The 16,230-nt window shown below is 39.7% G+C and carries 9 protein-coding genes; 3 read left to right on the top strand and 6 right to left on the bottom strand.

What is annotated here, in order from left to right:
- Positions 1–81: 81 nt before the first annotated feature.
- The 4 genes from ESU54_RS17985 to lysA form a co-directional block, all read right to left on the bottom strand.
- Positions 82–6,693 (bottom strand): M36 family metallopeptidase, encoded by a 6,612-nt coding sequence (locus ESU54_RS17985; protein WP_211362150.1) that lies wholly within the window; start codon positions 6,691–6,693, stop codon positions 82–84.
- Positions 6,694–6,851: 158 nt separating this feature from the next.
- Positions 6,852–7,043, bottom strand: a complete 192-nt coding sequence (locus ESU54_RS13630) for a cold-shock protein (RefSeq protein ID WP_014780844.1) — start codon at positions 7,041–7,043, stop codon at positions 6,852–6,854.
- Between the two features lie 160 nt (positions 7,044–7,203).
- On the bottom strand, positions 7,204–8,886 hold the full coding sequence (locus ESU54_RS13625; RefSeq protein WP_111845226.1) for a phytoene desaturase family protein: 1,683 nt from the start codon (positions 8,884–8,886) through the stop codon (positions 7,204–7,206).
- A 95-nt stretch (positions 8,887–8,981) separates the two neighbouring features.
- A complete protein-coding gene (lysA, locus tag ESU54_RS13620) occupies positions 8,982–10,187 on the bottom strand; it encodes a diaminopimelate decarboxylase (protein ID WP_111845227.1) in 1,206 nt (401 codons plus the stop codon).
- Positions 10,188–10,384: 197 nt separating this feature from the next.
- Between lysA and sucC the strand changes: the two genes are divergently transcribed.
- Positions 10,385–11,575: an ADP-forming succinate--CoA ligase subunit beta gene (sucC, locus tag ESU54_RS13615; RefSeq protein ID WP_111845228.1), complete on the top strand. Its 1,191-nt coding sequence runs from the start codon at positions 10,385–10,387 to the stop codon at positions 11,573–11,575.
- Between the two features lie 55 nt (positions 11,576–11,630).
- On the opposite strand, the gene ESU54_RS13610 is transcribed toward sucC, so the two are convergent.
- On the bottom strand, positions 11,631–12,923 hold the full coding sequence (locus tag ESU54_RS13610; protein WP_111845229.1) for a DUF2254 domain-containing protein: 1,293 nt from the start codon (positions 12,921–12,923) through the stop codon (positions 11,631–11,633).
- A 130-nt stretch (positions 12,924–13,053) separates the two neighbouring features.
- Here ESU54_RS13610 and ESU54_RS13605 point away from each other — a divergent pair, with 130 nt between their 5' ends.
- Entirely contained in the window at positions 13,054–13,488 is a 435-nt protein-coding gene (locus tag ESU54_RS13605; protein ID WP_111845230.1) for an Hsp20/alpha crystallin family protein, read from the top strand.
- A gap of 73 nt (positions 13,489–13,561) precedes the next feature.
- On the opposite strand, the gene rluF is transcribed toward ESU54_RS13605, so the two are convergent.
- The gene (gene rluF / locus ESU54_RS13600) at positions 13,562–14,476 is read right to left on the bottom strand and encodes a 23S rRNA pseudouridine(2604) synthase RluF (RefSeq protein WP_111845278.1); all 915 of its coding nucleotides are present in this window, start codon (positions 14,474–14,476) and stop codon (positions 13,562–13,564) included.
- Between the two features lie 111 nt (positions 14,477–14,587).
- On the opposite strand from rluF, the gene ESU54_RS13595 reads away from it, so the two are divergent.
- A complete protein-coding gene (locus ESU54_RS13595) occupies positions 14,588–16,117 on the top strand; it encodes a GH3 family domain-containing protein (RefSeq protein ID WP_111845231.1) in 1,530 nt (509 codons plus the stop codon).
- The last annotated feature ends 113 nt before the right edge of the window (positions 16,118–16,230 follow it).

Genomic DNA, 16,230 nt, shown 5'->3' with positions numbered 1-16,230 from the left:
CTTTTTTAAGCAAACGTTTAGAATTAAAAAACCCTTCCGAATTTAATCGGAAGGGTTTTCTTTTAAATTAAAATTTAATGCTTATTCTTTAATAAGCCGTTTGGTTGTCTGCCCATTTTCACCTTGAATAATTACAAGATAAGTTGCAGCTGCCATTTCAGAAACATCGATAGCCTTTTCAGCTCCCATATTTCTTAGGTCAATGGTTTTAACCATCCTTCCTCTTATATCAAATATCATTAGATTTTCAAGAGAAAGACTTGCTGGGTTTCCAATCATTACCGTATGCTTGGCAGGGTTTGGATACATTTGCACACTTCCAATATTAGCATTGTTATCGCCAACACCCAATATACTTTCAACAGTAAGCTCAAACTCACAAGTACTTGTGTTGCCATACTCATCGGTCGCTGTTAGGGTGATGGTATAAACACCATCAGGTAGCGGTGTGCCAGCAGCAGGATCCTGCGTAGTTATGGTAACTGGGTCTGTACAATTATCAATTGCTGTTGCCGCTCCGGTTCCGAAATAATCTGGAACTATATAGAACAGGTTGCCAGCTCCTGGATCAACAGTTTGGTCAGCAGGACAAGTTAATACTGGCGCTAAAAGATCTACAGCTGTAACTACTGCAGTACAAGTAGATAGATTACCATTATTATCCTGACTGAAAACTTGAACTGTTACTGGCGTACCAATATCAGCACAAGTAAACTCCGTAATATCTACAGCCACCGTCAAGATACCACAGGCATCATCGTTAGAAGCTATCACATCACTTGGAGCAAGGGTTGCTGTTCCATCTGCACCGATTTCAATAGTGAAATCTTGGCAAACAAGCTCTGGAGAAGTATTATCCTCAACCGTTACTATGGCGGTACAAGTACTAACATTTCCATTTACATCTGTTACAGTAAGCACAACAGTGTTGTCACCAATATTTGAACAATCAAAAGTATCAACATCCAAACTATAGGTATCTATTCCACAGGCATCGGTGCTTCCGCCGTCAACGTCTGCTCCTGTAATAGTAACAGTGCCAGTCACTGGATCCAATTCAACTGTAATGTTTTGACAAACTGCTACTGGAGGCGTAACATCCTCTACGGTTACAATTGCCGTACATGTATTTGAATTTCCGTGAATATCAGTAACCGTAAGGACTACAGGGTTATCTCCCACGTCGCTACAATCAAAAGAACTTGGGCTAACCGATATACTTGCTATTCCACAGTTATCTGTAGAGCCTCCATCAACATCTGCTGCTGTAATAGATGCGTTTCCTGAAGCATCCAACTGAATGGTTATGTTTTGGCAAACCATAATTGGCGCTTCATTATCAACTACGGTTATGGTAAAGCTACAAACCGCTGTATTTCCGCTTCCGTCAGTTGCTGTAAATTCAACAGTGTTGACTCCTACCGGAAATGCACTTCCACTTGCAAGACCACCTGTTTGGGTTGCTGTCGCACTACAATTATCCAATACCAATGGCATCGGGAAGGTAACTATGGCACTACACATTCCCGCATCGGTATTGGCGGTAATATCAGCCGGACAAGTTATTGTTGGTGGAAGATCATCCACTACAGTAACCACAGCTATACAAGTACTGGTATTTCCATTAACATCGGTTACCGTCAAGGTTACGTTGTTTGGACCTAAATCTGCACATGTGAAATCTGTATTGTCAATTGAAGTACTTGCAATTCCACAAGCATCGGTGCTGCCACCATCAACATCCCCAGCAACTATGGAAACATTTCCCGTAGCATCTAGCTGAACATTTATGTTTTGGCAAACTGCTGAAGGAGCTTCAGTATCATTTACCGTAATGTCAAAACTACAGCTTGCCGTGTTTCCTGATGTATCGGTTACAACAAAAGTATTTGTTGTGGTTCCAACAGGGAAAGTGCTTCCTGAAGGAAGACCAGCTGTTTGGTTAGTTACCAATATTGCGTTCCAACTAATGGTAACTTCACCACCCCCAGCACGAACACCACTAATATTTACAGGATTGGTTCCTCCATTAAAGGAGCCACCACCACCGCCATGGGTTGGGTCTGTTCCACCACCACCACCGGAGTAGCCGCCGCCGCCGCCGCCGCCGCCATAATGGTTTCCACCGCCGCCGCCGCCGCCGAAGCCGCCAAAGCCACCGCAACCGCCGCCACCGCCGCCGCAAAACGGATCACCTCCAGCCCAAGTAGGTGCATTATATCCTCCATAAGGTCCTCCACTCACTGAAAGCCATCCTGCTCCACCTCCAGCATCAGGAATACCACTCCATGTTCCCTCATTTCCAGCATTTCCAGCTGTTCCACCGGCATTACCGTCTGAAGATGCTCCTCCAGAGGTTCCTGCCTGACCAGCAGCACCTGCGTGTAACGGTGGTGAACCTGTATAATTGCACTTACCACCCCCGCCGCCAGCAGCGACAAAGAGAACGTCTGAAGCATTGTAAACAAAGCTTCCGCCCCCGCCACCAGAGCTATTCTGTACATTACCACCAATCTGTAATTGGCCTTGTTGACCTACAACAATCGTTAAAGTTTCACCCGGAGTTACGCTAAAATCTCCTGAAATGGAAGCCCCAAGGCCCCCTGCGCCTCCATTACTTCCACCACCTTGTGCCCCGAAAGCTTCAATTGTAATATCGGTAACACCGGCTGGAACTACAAATGAATCAACTGCGCCAGTATATGAAAAGGTTTGTGATCCAGAAACTCCTGAACTACAATTATCTGATGTAGTTACGGTATAATTAACAACAGCACCGCAAACCCCAGGGTCATTATTTACCGTAATGTCTCCAGGACAAGTAATTACTGGATCTTCCGTATCATTAATAGTTACATCAAAAGAACAAGTCTGTACTGGATTCACACCATCATCATACTCAAAGGTATTCGTGGTTGTACCCACTGGGAAAGTGTCTCCGCTCGGCAGACCTGTCGTTTGGGTGATAGTTCCACTTGCAGCACCAAAAATGGTGAAGCCACTCCATCTGCTGTTAGCATATATCCATGCTTGGCCATTTTCATAACTAAAGCCACTATCAGAGATACTAGGAGTTATTCCAACTGTAGTTGTTGCAGCATAGGCTCCTGTTGCACGGTCATATAAATGAACAGATAATGTGGTATTGTCATACAGTGCGTACTCAAAACCTGGCACGCCAGTATAACCAATACATCGTCCCATATAGGAAGATCCAGCAGGTATATTGGTAAGAGGCAAGACTGCATTTGTTGTGCCTGTTGCCCTATGTACTTGTGTGATATTTCCAGTGAAATAATAAACTACTTCATTATTATCATAATCATAATCACCCTCTGAATGAACATCTGGCTGATTAGCTGGAAAAATGGGGGTTATAGTACCAGCTGGACAGTCGCCCGCCAAATCTGTAATTACCAAACCGCCTGAACCATAACCATTCCCTTCAGATTGATTTAAATTTGGGTTCCACCAAGCACCTCTATAATCAAAACCGCTGGCAATACTGCTAATAATAGCTCCTGTGCTCCCATCAAAACAATCGACCGGATAAGTACCATTACCTCCATTTACACTATAGTACCTGTCAGCTGAAGGATTATAACTTACAGCTGCTCTATAATCACTTCCCCCTGCGGAAGAAACCAATTCCAAAGTAGCAACCCCAGTCGCCAAAGGCCCAGAACCACCACATCCAGAAGGAGAATCAACAGTGTACGTTACAACTGCGCCGCAAATACCTGGATCATTGTCTTGTGTAATATCACCTGGACAGGTAAATGGACCGCCGCCACCGCCGCCGCCGCCAATAACATTTACAATAGCAGAGCAGGTAGATGTTGCGCCGCTGTCATTGGTTACCTCAACAGCAACAGTATTCAAACCTGTATCTGAACAGCTAAAACTTACTGTGGCAGCCAATGGATTTCCTGCTAATACAGTATAACCTCCGCAATCAACAGCAACGCTGTATAGTAAATCTTCAGCATTTACAGTTGCGTTGCCGCTACCATCTAGGGTAACATCCAATACCGGAGCGGTTACTTCATAATCATAATCTATTCCCCAACTGTTTATAGTACCTGTATCTGCGCCTGCATTATCAGAAACTATAAGTTGCCAAATACCCAATGTGCTCTCGCCATCAAATATAGACAATGGGTTGTTTGGTGTGAATGATCCATTAATTGTTGGTACTGATCCTGCACATTCATTTTCAACTGGTGTAGCCGCCTCATCATCTAAAGTTGCCAAAATATCATTTCCAGAGCAACCCGCACCAGTAGTTGTTCTACCTGGTCTATCTACAATTACTGCTGTAGTACCCGCTGGTGATTTTATTGTAACAATAAGGTCTCCTACCCAAGTATGTGAGATGTTTAAGTTTACATCCAAATCAGTAATGGAAACATTTTCGGTAACATTCATAGTTACCGTAACACCTGTTGGGTTATTATCCGGAATTGCTGTTCCAGGACTGCTTGATTGCGAACCCGTCATTGGTATATTCCCTGTTCCCATACATACAATTTCTGGAGGGTCATTGGTTACATTAATATCATCTGTTATTGCTGTTGGCAAACCAGAACAAAAATCGTTAACAGTATAAGTAACGGTTACCAGACCAGGACCGCCAGCGCTTGGGTCGAAAGTAAAGGTTGTGCCGTTGCCGTCATCGGTTACACCGGTGCCGCTATAAATACCTCCTGCTGGATTTCCACCTGAAAGTCCAGTTTGAATTCCATCAGAAAGACAAACTTCATCAATAGTATTTAAACTTGAAAATGTTGGAGGTAAATCAAATGCTTCCGTACCGTCTGTTTTGCTGGCCGAAGTACCTTGAATGGCGCTATAGCCTAAGCCTCTGCGTGCAAAAGCATCCCATATAGCGCATTGATTGGCTCCACCATACATTGCCATATCTGCTGCCAAGATAGCGTCTCGTCCATCAACAAAACCGGGTTGGCTTGCTTGTAATTTCAAACCTTCAGTCACTAACGCCAAGGCTATATTATTTCCTCCTATACCGTTATAAAAATCAGTGTCAAAACCATGAATAGCAATAAGCTCCCAGGTCATTTCCCATACCATTGTTGCCCAAACTTCCCCTACACCATGAGGTGCTACGGCTGTTTTAATATCGTCATAGGTATGTGGGTTGACACCAAAATTGGTGCTATATGGATAAACACGGATTCCTGGACCTCCTGGACCTTCGCCTATCAACCAAGTTCCAACACCTCTTGAATCTGGCCCAGCATCTCCACTTTCCATAGTTAATAACAATCCATAAAAATCGCTCCATCCCTCTCCCATTTGTTCTTGACCACTTAAAGTGCTCAACCTATTGGAGATTCCATGACCATATTCATGAATAATTACCATATTGTCCAAGTCACCATCTCTGTTACTACAAACGTACATTTGCATTCTTGGTCTGCTACCGTCACCAGGAGTGCCAAAATTTGCATTACAAGTTCCAGATCCATCCTGGGCTTCAGCATTTACTGGGTCATTGCCAAGTCCGCCGTTTCCATAATTATTTTGCTGAAAGTTTCCACTCGCTTCATCAAAACCATATTGATAGGTAACATCGTGAACGATATTTGTCCAATAAAAAAGATTAGTAATCGCTGCATTCTCAGACTGATCACCTCCACTGTATGTGGTATTTAAAGGAAAGTCAAATATTAGGTTTCCGCCGGGGCTAAAAGCATATTTACCGTCCGGATTGTTGTTTGCATTATCGTCATCATATGCATCTGTATTGTTTCCTCGGGTGTTGGTAAATTCTGCTCCATCAACACCGTTTGTATCATGCCATCCGAATGGTGAAGCAGTTAAATTTTCAGGATTTGTTACCAAAGTACGTGTTCCAAAATTTGGATTTTCAATGGGCATAGCATATACCCTATAGCTTGCAGCCGGGGGGGGTGCCATATTTGATGCGTTCGCTGTATTATAATTAATTGGCTCCTCCATTGGGCCCACAAAAGGAGTTATGCTCTTGGCGGCGTGTACATGGTCTTCGTGATTCCCTAATATATTACAGGAAACCGTCCAATTATCTTTGTCTATAATTTTTCCAGAGGCTGCATCAACGCGGAAATTCCACCAATCTGATGAAGTCTTTTCAGCAACGGAAAGTTCCCAAACCAAGTAGGTTCCAATACCTTCTCTGTAATAATACATTAACTTGGCAGGAATATCTTCGGATGAAATGCTGGCTTTATTAAATACAGCAGCTTTATTTTTGCCTCCAATACTTTTTATTTCCTGAAGATTTGCAACTCGGTATCCCATTTGGCCCGCCACAGAAGTGATTGCTTGTCTTGCTGAAATTCCTTGGGAACTGCTCTTAACGGTAGCTTGTATATCCGCCAAGAACTTGTTGTGCTCCATTAAAACTTTTCCAGTTTTGTCAAAATGTACACTTGATTCGGTGCCATAAACCTCAAGTCCATTGATGGCCTGTCGTAAATATACGTGGCGAATACCACTGATGCTGCTTACATGTTCTTTAGTAATTACATAAGAATTACTTTTATTTGTAATGAGTTTTTCTAGCGAAATGGTCGATGGCTCCGAAGCCAATCGAGCGGACTCCTTTTCTTTTTCTGGGTTTTTATGCTGCGCGGAAAGCTGAATAGTCAGCATGCACAACACCATCAAGAGTAGTGTTGATTTCTTCATTTGGAAATTTGATTTAGTTAGTTATATAAATTTATAATAAAATCGTAATAATCAACTATTTGTCATCATAAATTTCAAAATAAATTCTATCCAAAAAAAAATAGGCACAAAAAAAAGCCTCCCGTTTGGGAGGCTTTGTCTTAAAAAAATTGTGTGTATTAAAGTACTTTTACGTTAACCGCATTCAATCCTTTTTTTCCTTCTTGAAGATCAAATTCTACTTCGTCACCTTCACGAACTTCGTCGATTAGGCCTGTAACGTGTACAAAATGTTCTTTGTTTGTTCCTTCTTCAGTGATAAAGCCAAAACCTTTGGTGTCGTTGAAGAATTTTACTGTTCCTTTGTTCATTGTATTTAATTAAAAAATTTATAATAAGCTGCAAAGATAGAATTATTATTGACAAATACGCTTTTTAGCTATATTTATTTTAAAAACTAAAAAACTGAAGCTTCTTTTAAATTTTAACAATTCAATTATAAATTTTATAATTTTCAACTAATTTCTTTAATCAACTACTTGCATTTTTTCTTTTTTTGCTTTCTATTTTATTTTTAAGCCATTTGGGATAATTAGCATTATTCTCGGCTTCTAATATTGTAACTTCTTGTTGGGTGTCTGTTTTTAAAAGATTCTTTTGCTTCAATTTTAAAATTTCACCAGCAGTCTGTAGTCCTGAGTAACCAGCACCGGCAACACCATGACTCACGATACTAGCACCACATAAATAGAGGTTTTTTATTTCGCTTTTCGCTTTATAGGCGAATGGACCTATTTGGGTCAGTTTTTTCTCTGTTCCGTAAACACTTCCTTTTGTTGTATTTATATAGTACTCATTGGTTATTGGCGTTCCCAATTCTTTGTGAACGATATGTTCCCTAACATTGGGTATTACTTTTTCCAATGTTTTTATCATTTTTTCGGTTAGCAGCTCTTTAAATTGCAGATATTCTGTGGAGCGTGGATCCGCTTCGTCTTTGAATTTTTCAAATGTCTTATAATCCAAATAAGTTATGGCTTCTATGCTGTGGTGCCTTCCATCGAAACTAGAAGGGTCTTTTAAAGTAGTGCAACTGACGAACATTCCTTCAAATGCATCATCATTGGTTGTATCTGGCATCATCATCCGTTCATACACTAAATCCATATCCTCATTAGGCATCAACCAAATATTTCCGGAATCAATTCCTGCAGCCTTCACATCCATATCTACCGTGAGAAAGAGCATTAAGGAAGTGCAGGAATACTCGGTTTTGCTGAGCTTTTTCCTTAAACTTTTGCTTAAATTTTCTTCACCTACAAGATTTTGATAGGTAATATTGGGGTCTGCATTTGAAATTATGCGCTTAGCAAACACCTTCTCCCCGCTTTCAAGTTCAACGCCAATCGCTGTTTTTTTTCTTTTTCCATCTAAAAGAATTCTTTTAACTCTCGTCTGTGTTTTTAGTACACCTTTCTTCTTTTTTATGGCAGTTGTCATCGCTTTTACAATAGCCGCGCCGCCACCGCAAGGATAAAACCCTCCGTTAAAATAATGATCCATAACAGCGCAATGCAATGGAAAACTTGCCTTTGCAGGAGCAAGTCCGTGGTCGCCAAACTGAATGTTGAGAATCTTTTTTAGAAGCGGATCTTTAATGTGCCAATCTATAACCCTTTTCAAACTGAAAAGCGCATACTTACCCATATGTTTGGTGCGAAAAGGAATGGTAAGATGTTGCCAAAAACCTTCTACATAAGGAAGCAATTGCAATTCCGAACTCACATTTCTGACCAGATTTAAATACTTTTTTATGTTTTTTTCCTCCTTCGGAAATCTTTTAACAAGCGCAGCTATCAGATCGTCAAAATTGCCCGGAAAGTCGAAACATTCATCTCCAATATATGCGTGTTCGTAAGCAGAAGGATTCATCCGGAAAAAAACAAGATCGTCTGCAATGCCAAGCGCTTCATAGAGTTGTGCCGTAGACTGACCTTTTTCCATAAGCCCAACGTAATGAACGCCCGGGGTAAAACGATGCCCGTTTAAGTAAAAACTATGGCACCAACCGCCGGGTACATCGTGCTGTTCCAAAACCAAAACTTTTTGGCCAGCACGTGACAAAAGAATAGCTGCGGAAAGACCTCCCACTCCACTTCCAATAATAATTGTATCAAAATGTTGTTCAACGGAATCAGGGAACGTATTTTTCAACCTTATAGTTTTGTTTAAAATTTTCTAATTGAATCTAAACAAATCTAGGATTTTTATTGAAAAAGTAAGATCACAATGTAAAAATTTCAGAAAAATTACAATTCCACCGAAATTTGGTTTTTCAGAATATCCTCAAAAGTTTCTCTTTTCCGAATTAAATGTGCCTTACCCTTATACCAAAGTACTTCTGCAGGACGGTAACGTGAATTATAATTGCTCGCCATAGTAAAGCAATATGCACCAGCATTGTGGAATGATAAAATATCACCTTCGTGTATTTCGGGAATACGGCGGTTGTTGGCAAAAGTGTCGGTTTCACAGATATAGCCCGTTACGGTATAAAAACGGTCCCTTCCGTGTGGGCGGGAAACATTTGAAATTTCATGCTGGGAACCGTAAAGCATTGGGCGAATCAAATGGTTAAAACCACTATCCACTTGCGCAAAAACAGTAGAAGTGGTTTGTTTTATTACATTCACTTTTACTAAAAATTGGCCGGCTTCACTTACCAAAAACTTACCTGGTTCAAAAGCCAAGGTTAGCTTTTTACCATATTTTTTGCAGAAATCATTAAAACGTTTGCTCAGTTTTTTACCGAGTTCTTCAACATTGGTTTCAATGTCGCCTTCTTTATAAGGTACTTTGAAACCGCTTCCGAAGTCAATAAATTCAAGATTGTCGAAATTTTCCGCTGCGTTGAAAAGTATTTCTGAAGCATAAAGAAATACATCAATATCAAGAATATCGCTGCCCGTATGCATATGGATTCCGTTGATGTTCATGCCGGTATTTTCAACAATCCTTTTCAGCAAAGGCATTTGGTGAATTGAAATCCCGAACTTACTATCAATATGTCCCACAGAAATATTTGCATTTCCGCCCGCCATTACGTGCGGATTTATACGAATGCAGACAGGAGTTTTGGGATGCTTGGTTCCAAATTGTTCCAAAATGGAAAGGTTGTCAATATTAATCTGTACACCAAGTTTTGCAGCCTTTTCTATCTCTTCCAAAGAAATTCCGTTGGGAGTGTAGATAATGTCTTCGGGTTTTGCGCCAGCTTCCAGACTGAGCATCACCTCTTGTATTGAAACCGTATCCAACCCACTGCCCATATTGATGAGCAATTTAAGCACTGAAATATTTGAAAGTGCTTTCACCGCATAATTTATTCTCAACTTCTCCACCTTATCAAAAGCACTAGTTAAACGTTTATACTGCTTTTCAATTTTAGCGGCATCATAAACATAAACAGGGCTTCCGAATTCTTTGGCAATCGCCAAAAGGTCTTGATTTTTCATGGTCTTAACAATAAATTTTAAAAAATTAAGCCGCAAAAATAGGGATGTAAGCCGAAATACTTCATTAATAAATACTTAATTTTTCATTTTTAGCAAATACCTGAATTTTCAGATATAGAATGCTTTAAAAAAACATTAGTGCATTCCTGTTACATTTGTTATTTTTGCAATCCATAAACAAGTACAAAATCGCTACTATGAATTTACACGAATATCAGGGAAAAGAAATATTGAACAGTTTTGGCGTTGAAATACAGCGCGGTATTGTGGCAACCACTCCAAAAGAGGCGGTGGAAGCTGCAAAAAAACTCACTGAAACAACCGGAACAGGCTGGCACGTTATTAAGGCCCAAGTTCACGCCGGTGGCCGTGGTAAAGGAGGTGGTGTAAAACTTGCAAAGAATTTACAGGAAGTTGAGGATATTGCTGGAAAAATCATTGGGATGGATCTTATTACGCCACAGACTTCAGCAGAAGGCAAAAGAGTTCACCAAGTTTTGGTTGCAGAAGACGTTTACTATCCAGGCGATAGCGAACCTGAAGAGTATTATATAAGCGTACTTTTAAACCGCTCCACAGGAAGAAATATGATTATGTATTCTACCGAAGGTGGGATGGATATTGAAACCGTTGCTGAGGAAACCCCAGATTTAATTTTCACCGAAGAAATTGACCCAGCCGTTGGCATTTTAGGATTTCAAGCAAGAAGGATTGCTTTTAATCTTGGCTTGAGCGGAAAGGCTTTTAAGGAAATGACGAAATTTGTAACTGCGCTTTATACCGCATACAACGAGTCTGATTCTTCCCTATTCGAAATAAACCCAGTTTTAAAAACAAGCGACGATAGAATTATCGCGGTTGACGCAAAAGTGAGCATTGACGACAATGCCCTATTCCGTCACAAAGATTATTTGGCAATGCGCGACATACGTGAAGAAAATGCTGTGGAAGTTGAAGCACAAGAAAAAGGGCTTAACTATGTAGATCTTGACGGAAACGTTGGTTGTATGGTAAACGGCGCCGGACTTGCAATGGCGACAATGGACCTTATTAAACAAGCTGGTGGAGAGCCAGCAAATTTTCTTGACGTAGGCGGAACTGCAAATGCTGAACGCGTTGAAGCTGCTTTCAAATTGATCTTAAAAGATCCAAACGTAAAAGCAATTTTGGTAAACATATTCGGCGGAATTGTTCGTTGTGACCGTGTTGCACAAGGAATAATTGACGCTTATAAAAACATGGGAACCATCAACGTGCCTATCATTGTGCGTTTACAAGGAACAAATGCTGACCTTGCAAAGCAAATGATTGACAACAGCGGTTTGGACGTACAAAGCGCAATTGAATTTCAAGAGGCTGCTGATAAAGTGAAAGCAGTGCTTGCTTAATTATTCTTGAGTAAAAATATTAAAAAGCCTTCCAAATAAACCCGGAAGGCTTTTTTTATGAATCTTTTTCCATCTCGGCCAATCTTCTTAAAACACGTTTGTCTTTTTCAGAATCAAAATTCATATTATCAATTAATACTTTTAATTCTTCTTTTATGGCTGTTGTATAAGTTTCGTCGGCAGCGGGTTGATCCTGAAGATACTTCAGCATCCAGATCAGTTTTTGAACTACTATTGGGTCGTGTTTGCAATAGGTGCGCAAAGACGCCATAACATTATAAAGCAATTCCTCAAACTGAATAATAGCCATTTTTATATAAGCCTTATTATCTGCTATAAGAACTCCTGAGTTGTTCTTTTTCATCCGTAGTGCAAAGAGTTCCGTTAAATAATCAATTGCGTTAATGGCGGTTCCAGGATCATTTATTCCTGGCGACATTGCCTTTACGGCAATTTCTGTAATCTGCTTAAAAGCTAGCGTATAATTATCGCGGATATATTCGCCGCGTGCAAAATTCATATTAGAAAATATTTCATCTACAATTTTTTCATCCAATACCTTGCTCGTTTTTAAAACCGAATTATTCTTCAATACAAACAAGCCTTTCGGTATCGTTATATAAATACGGACATCATTCTTTTTACAGATTTCAGTGATGTTTTTGATAGAAATATTTTGAAAATAACCATTTTTAGAAGATGTATAACTTTGCCATTCCGAAGTATTAGGAAAATGGGCAACGAGCATTTTAGTAGCATTTTCTTCAGAATCAATAATTTCATTTAATCGATCCATAGCCTGGTCATAAATTCCATCCATTATATTATTGATCTGAATGCTCTGGGAAATATTATGTATAAAAAATATGAAGGCAGAAAGACAAACAATTGTAAATAAAACACCGAGAAGTATTGAAAAACCTGGTAGCGTGTATTTCTCTTCGCTGGTATTTACAGAAAAGAGTGTAAATATGTTATAAACGATTGTCGCCAAAAAAATACCTAAAATAATTTGGTGCCTTTTGTTAGAAATTAACCCTGGCAATAAACGGGGTGAAAAGTTACTGGAAGCCTGACTCAACAAAAGCATCACCATTGAAAAACTAAAAACCATCATTGAAATCAGACCTCCAATGCACGTACTGAGAACATTGAGCGCCGTATCTCCATCTTCAACCATCAACATCGGGAAAACATCGATTATTTTTCTGGAGATACCTTGTTGCTCCAAAATTATCATCCCCAAAGCAAGAAAGAATCCAGCGATGGCTATAAGTGTTGGATAAAAGGCAATCTTACTCTTTACTGTTCTAAAAAACGTAGCGAAGCGTATTAAAAAATGTTTCATAAATTTAATTTATAAGACAAAAAGACATATGTAATTACTCGAAAACAGTCAAAATGTCTTGTTTTTAACAATGGAATCGTTATTGGTTATTATGATATGAAATTAGTTAAAAATAAAACAATATATCAATATGAAAACAGTTAATAAAAACAGTATTTGGTTACCAGGACTATTGGATAACTTCCTTTTTGACAACAAGCTAGATGTGTTTAATCACAATTATGAAACATTTAGCATTCCTACAGTAAATATTATTGAAAATTTACCGAGTTTTGTAGTCGAATTAGCTGCACCTGGATTGCAGAAAGAAGATTTCACCATTGAGGTTGAGGAAGATACATTGAAAATCGCTTCAAAAAAGGCAGAAGTAAAGAAAGAAGAAACTGGCGATTCCCACTATAGAAGAAGGGAGTTTAACTACAAAAGTTTTGAGCGTTCTTTCAAACTTCCTGAATACATTAAAACGGAAGATATTCAGGCCAATTACGAAAACGGGATCCTTCGGGTTACCCTTCCGAAAATGGAAGAAAAGAAAGCATTGAAGAAAATGGTTGAGATTTCATAATTGAAATTTAATTTGGTTAGTTAGTTGAAAATGACCGCGTGCTACTCAATCGGTGCGCGGTTTTTTCTTGGTCCTAATTCGGCCCCCTTCTCCTTCTTCCCTCTGTATTTTTTTGTTCCCTTTGTAATTTGCGCTCCTCCCGCCTTTTTACTTCAGGCTTAATGTTTTCAGTTTTTTGTCTTTTATCCTGGCTCTTGACTCTTGACTCTTGGTTCTTTCCTCTTTCTTCTATATTCTCTTTTCTTTCATCTTTTCCATAAGCCTTCGGCTGCCCATCGCTATCCTTCACAGAATCTTTTAGCGTTTTCAGTTCTTCCGCAGTAAGATCCCGCCACTGCCCTACTGGCAAATCGCCCAATTCCAGATTCATTATCCGGATTCGTTGTAAAGCCACAACTTCATAGCCCAAATATTCACACATTCTTCGAATCTGTCTATTTAAACCCTGTACCAAGATAATTCTGAATTCAAATCTACTAAAACGTTCCACCTTGCAGCGTTTTGTTACCGTTTCCAAAATAGGAATACCGGAACCCATTCTTTTTATAAACTCATCTGTTACGTGTCTATCTACTTTTACAATGTATTCTTTTTCATGTTTGTTGCCAGCACGAAGTATTTTGTTTACTATATCGCCTACATTGGTCAATAAAAGCACGCCTTCACTGGGCTTGTCCAATCTTCCCACGGGGAAAATACGCTCGGGATGGTTTACAAAATCTACCACATTGTCATCAAAGCGCGTATCTGTAGTGCACGTAATTCCCACAGGCTTATTCAACATTATAAATACTTCGGTAGTGTTTTCTGTAATGAGTTTACCATCAACCATCACAACATCGCCGGGCATTACACGGTCGCCGAGTCCACTTTTTTCGCCATTAACGGTTACGCGGCCTTTTTCAATTAAAGTATCGGCCTCACGGCGGGAACAATAGCCACTATCGCTTATGGCTTTGTTTAATCGTACGGAATCTGGGTGGTTCATCTCCTTTTTTTGCAAAGATACCATTATTGAAGCGCAAACGGAAAAGGTTAAAATTGATTTAATTCCTCTTTTAAGTTTTCTGAAAAATTGTAGCTTAAACAAAAAAATAGAATGGCACTACTCGGTTCAATTATAAAAACGGCAATTGACCTTCGCGGCGCAATAGTTTCAGAAAAATCTCCAGTGGCTTCACAAAAAGAAGTTTTAAAAAATCTCCTCGAAAAAGCCAAGGATACGGCTTTTGGAAAATATTACGGTTTCGGAAAAATTCTTGAATCTGAAAATATTCAGAAATCGTTTGCTGAAAAGGTGCCCTATTTTGATTACCACAAAATGGAAACAGAATGGTGGTGCAAAACCCAAGAAGGTTTGAAAGACATCAGTTGGCCAGGGTCTCCTAAATATTTTGCTCGAAGCAGTGGAACAACCGGGAAAACCTCTAAAAAAATTCCAGTAACAGATGAAATGATTGAAGCCATTCGCACTACTGGAATTAAGCAGGTAGGCGCCTTAACAAATTTTGAAATCCCTTCAGATTTTTATGAAAAGGAAATAATGATGCTAGGCAGCAGCACAGATTTAGAGGTACAAGATCAATTTCTGGAAGGTGAAATAAGTGGAATCAGCGCTAGCAACATTCCTTTTTGGTTTCGTGGTTATTACAAACCCGGCGAAGAAATTGCACAAATGGATGACTGGGACGAAAAGGTTGCAACTATTTGTAAACGGGCGAAAGAATGGGATATTGGCGCCCTCAGCGGCATTCCCTCATGGATGGAATTGATGATGAAGAAAGTGATTGAATATCACAACGCAAAGAACATTCACGAAATCTGGCCCAATCTAAAAGTTTACACTACGGGTGGTGTCGCCTTTCAACCTTACGAAAAGAGTTTTAATCAACTGTTGGCCAAACCTATTATTATAATCGATACTTATTTGGCCTCGGAAGGATTTTTGGCGTTTCAGAACAGGCCCGGTACCACTTCCATGAAATTGGTATCAGACAATGGCATCTATTTTGAATTTGTTCCCTTCAAACCTGAATATATCAAGGAAGACGGATCGCTATCACAGGATGCTCCTGCCCTAACCCTCGCTGAAGTTGAAGCGGATGTAGATTATGTTTTAATAATCAGTACCGTTTCTGGTGCTTGGCGTTATTTAATTGGCGATACTATTGCTTTCACTGATGTTGAAAAAGCCGAAATTAAAATCACGGGACGTACCAAATTCTTTTTAAATGTAGTGGGTTCACAGTTATCCGTAAATAAAATGGAAGTTGCTTTACAGGAAATGGAGAAGCAGTTTGATATTAAAATCCCAGAATTTACCTTGGCGGCAGTTAAGATTGAAGGTGAATTTTATCATCATTGGTATTTGGGTACGGAAACTGAAATTAAATCTGAAGAAATAGCCAACGCCCTTGATAACGCATTAAAAGAAGCTAATAAAAATTATTCCGTCGCTCGCTCCAAAGCCTTAAAAGGAGTAAAAGTAACAACGATAAATCCCACAATTTTTCACGAATGGAACGCCAAGAATAAAAAGAAGGGCGGACAGGTAAAAATGGAAAAGGTGATGGACGAGGAAAAATTCACCGAATGGGAAGATTTCGTAAAATCCGAAGTGAACAAATAGTAAGCTTTAAAAGCACTGTAAAACTTTCAGAGTGATTCGTCAACAAATTTTTTCACCCTGAGGGGAGTAGAAGGGTCAAACCCCAACTCAACGATTCCACAAACTCAACAACT

Source organism: Aequorivita antarctica (genome assembly GCF_007997155.1).
GTDB classification, from domain to species: domain Bacteria; phylum Bacteroidota; class Bacteroidia; order Flavobacteriales; family Flavobacteriaceae; genus Aequorivita; species Aequorivita antarctica.
The sequence above is the reverse complement of the archived record's forward strand: the minus strand, read 5'-3'. Positions and strand labels throughout refer to the sequence as shown.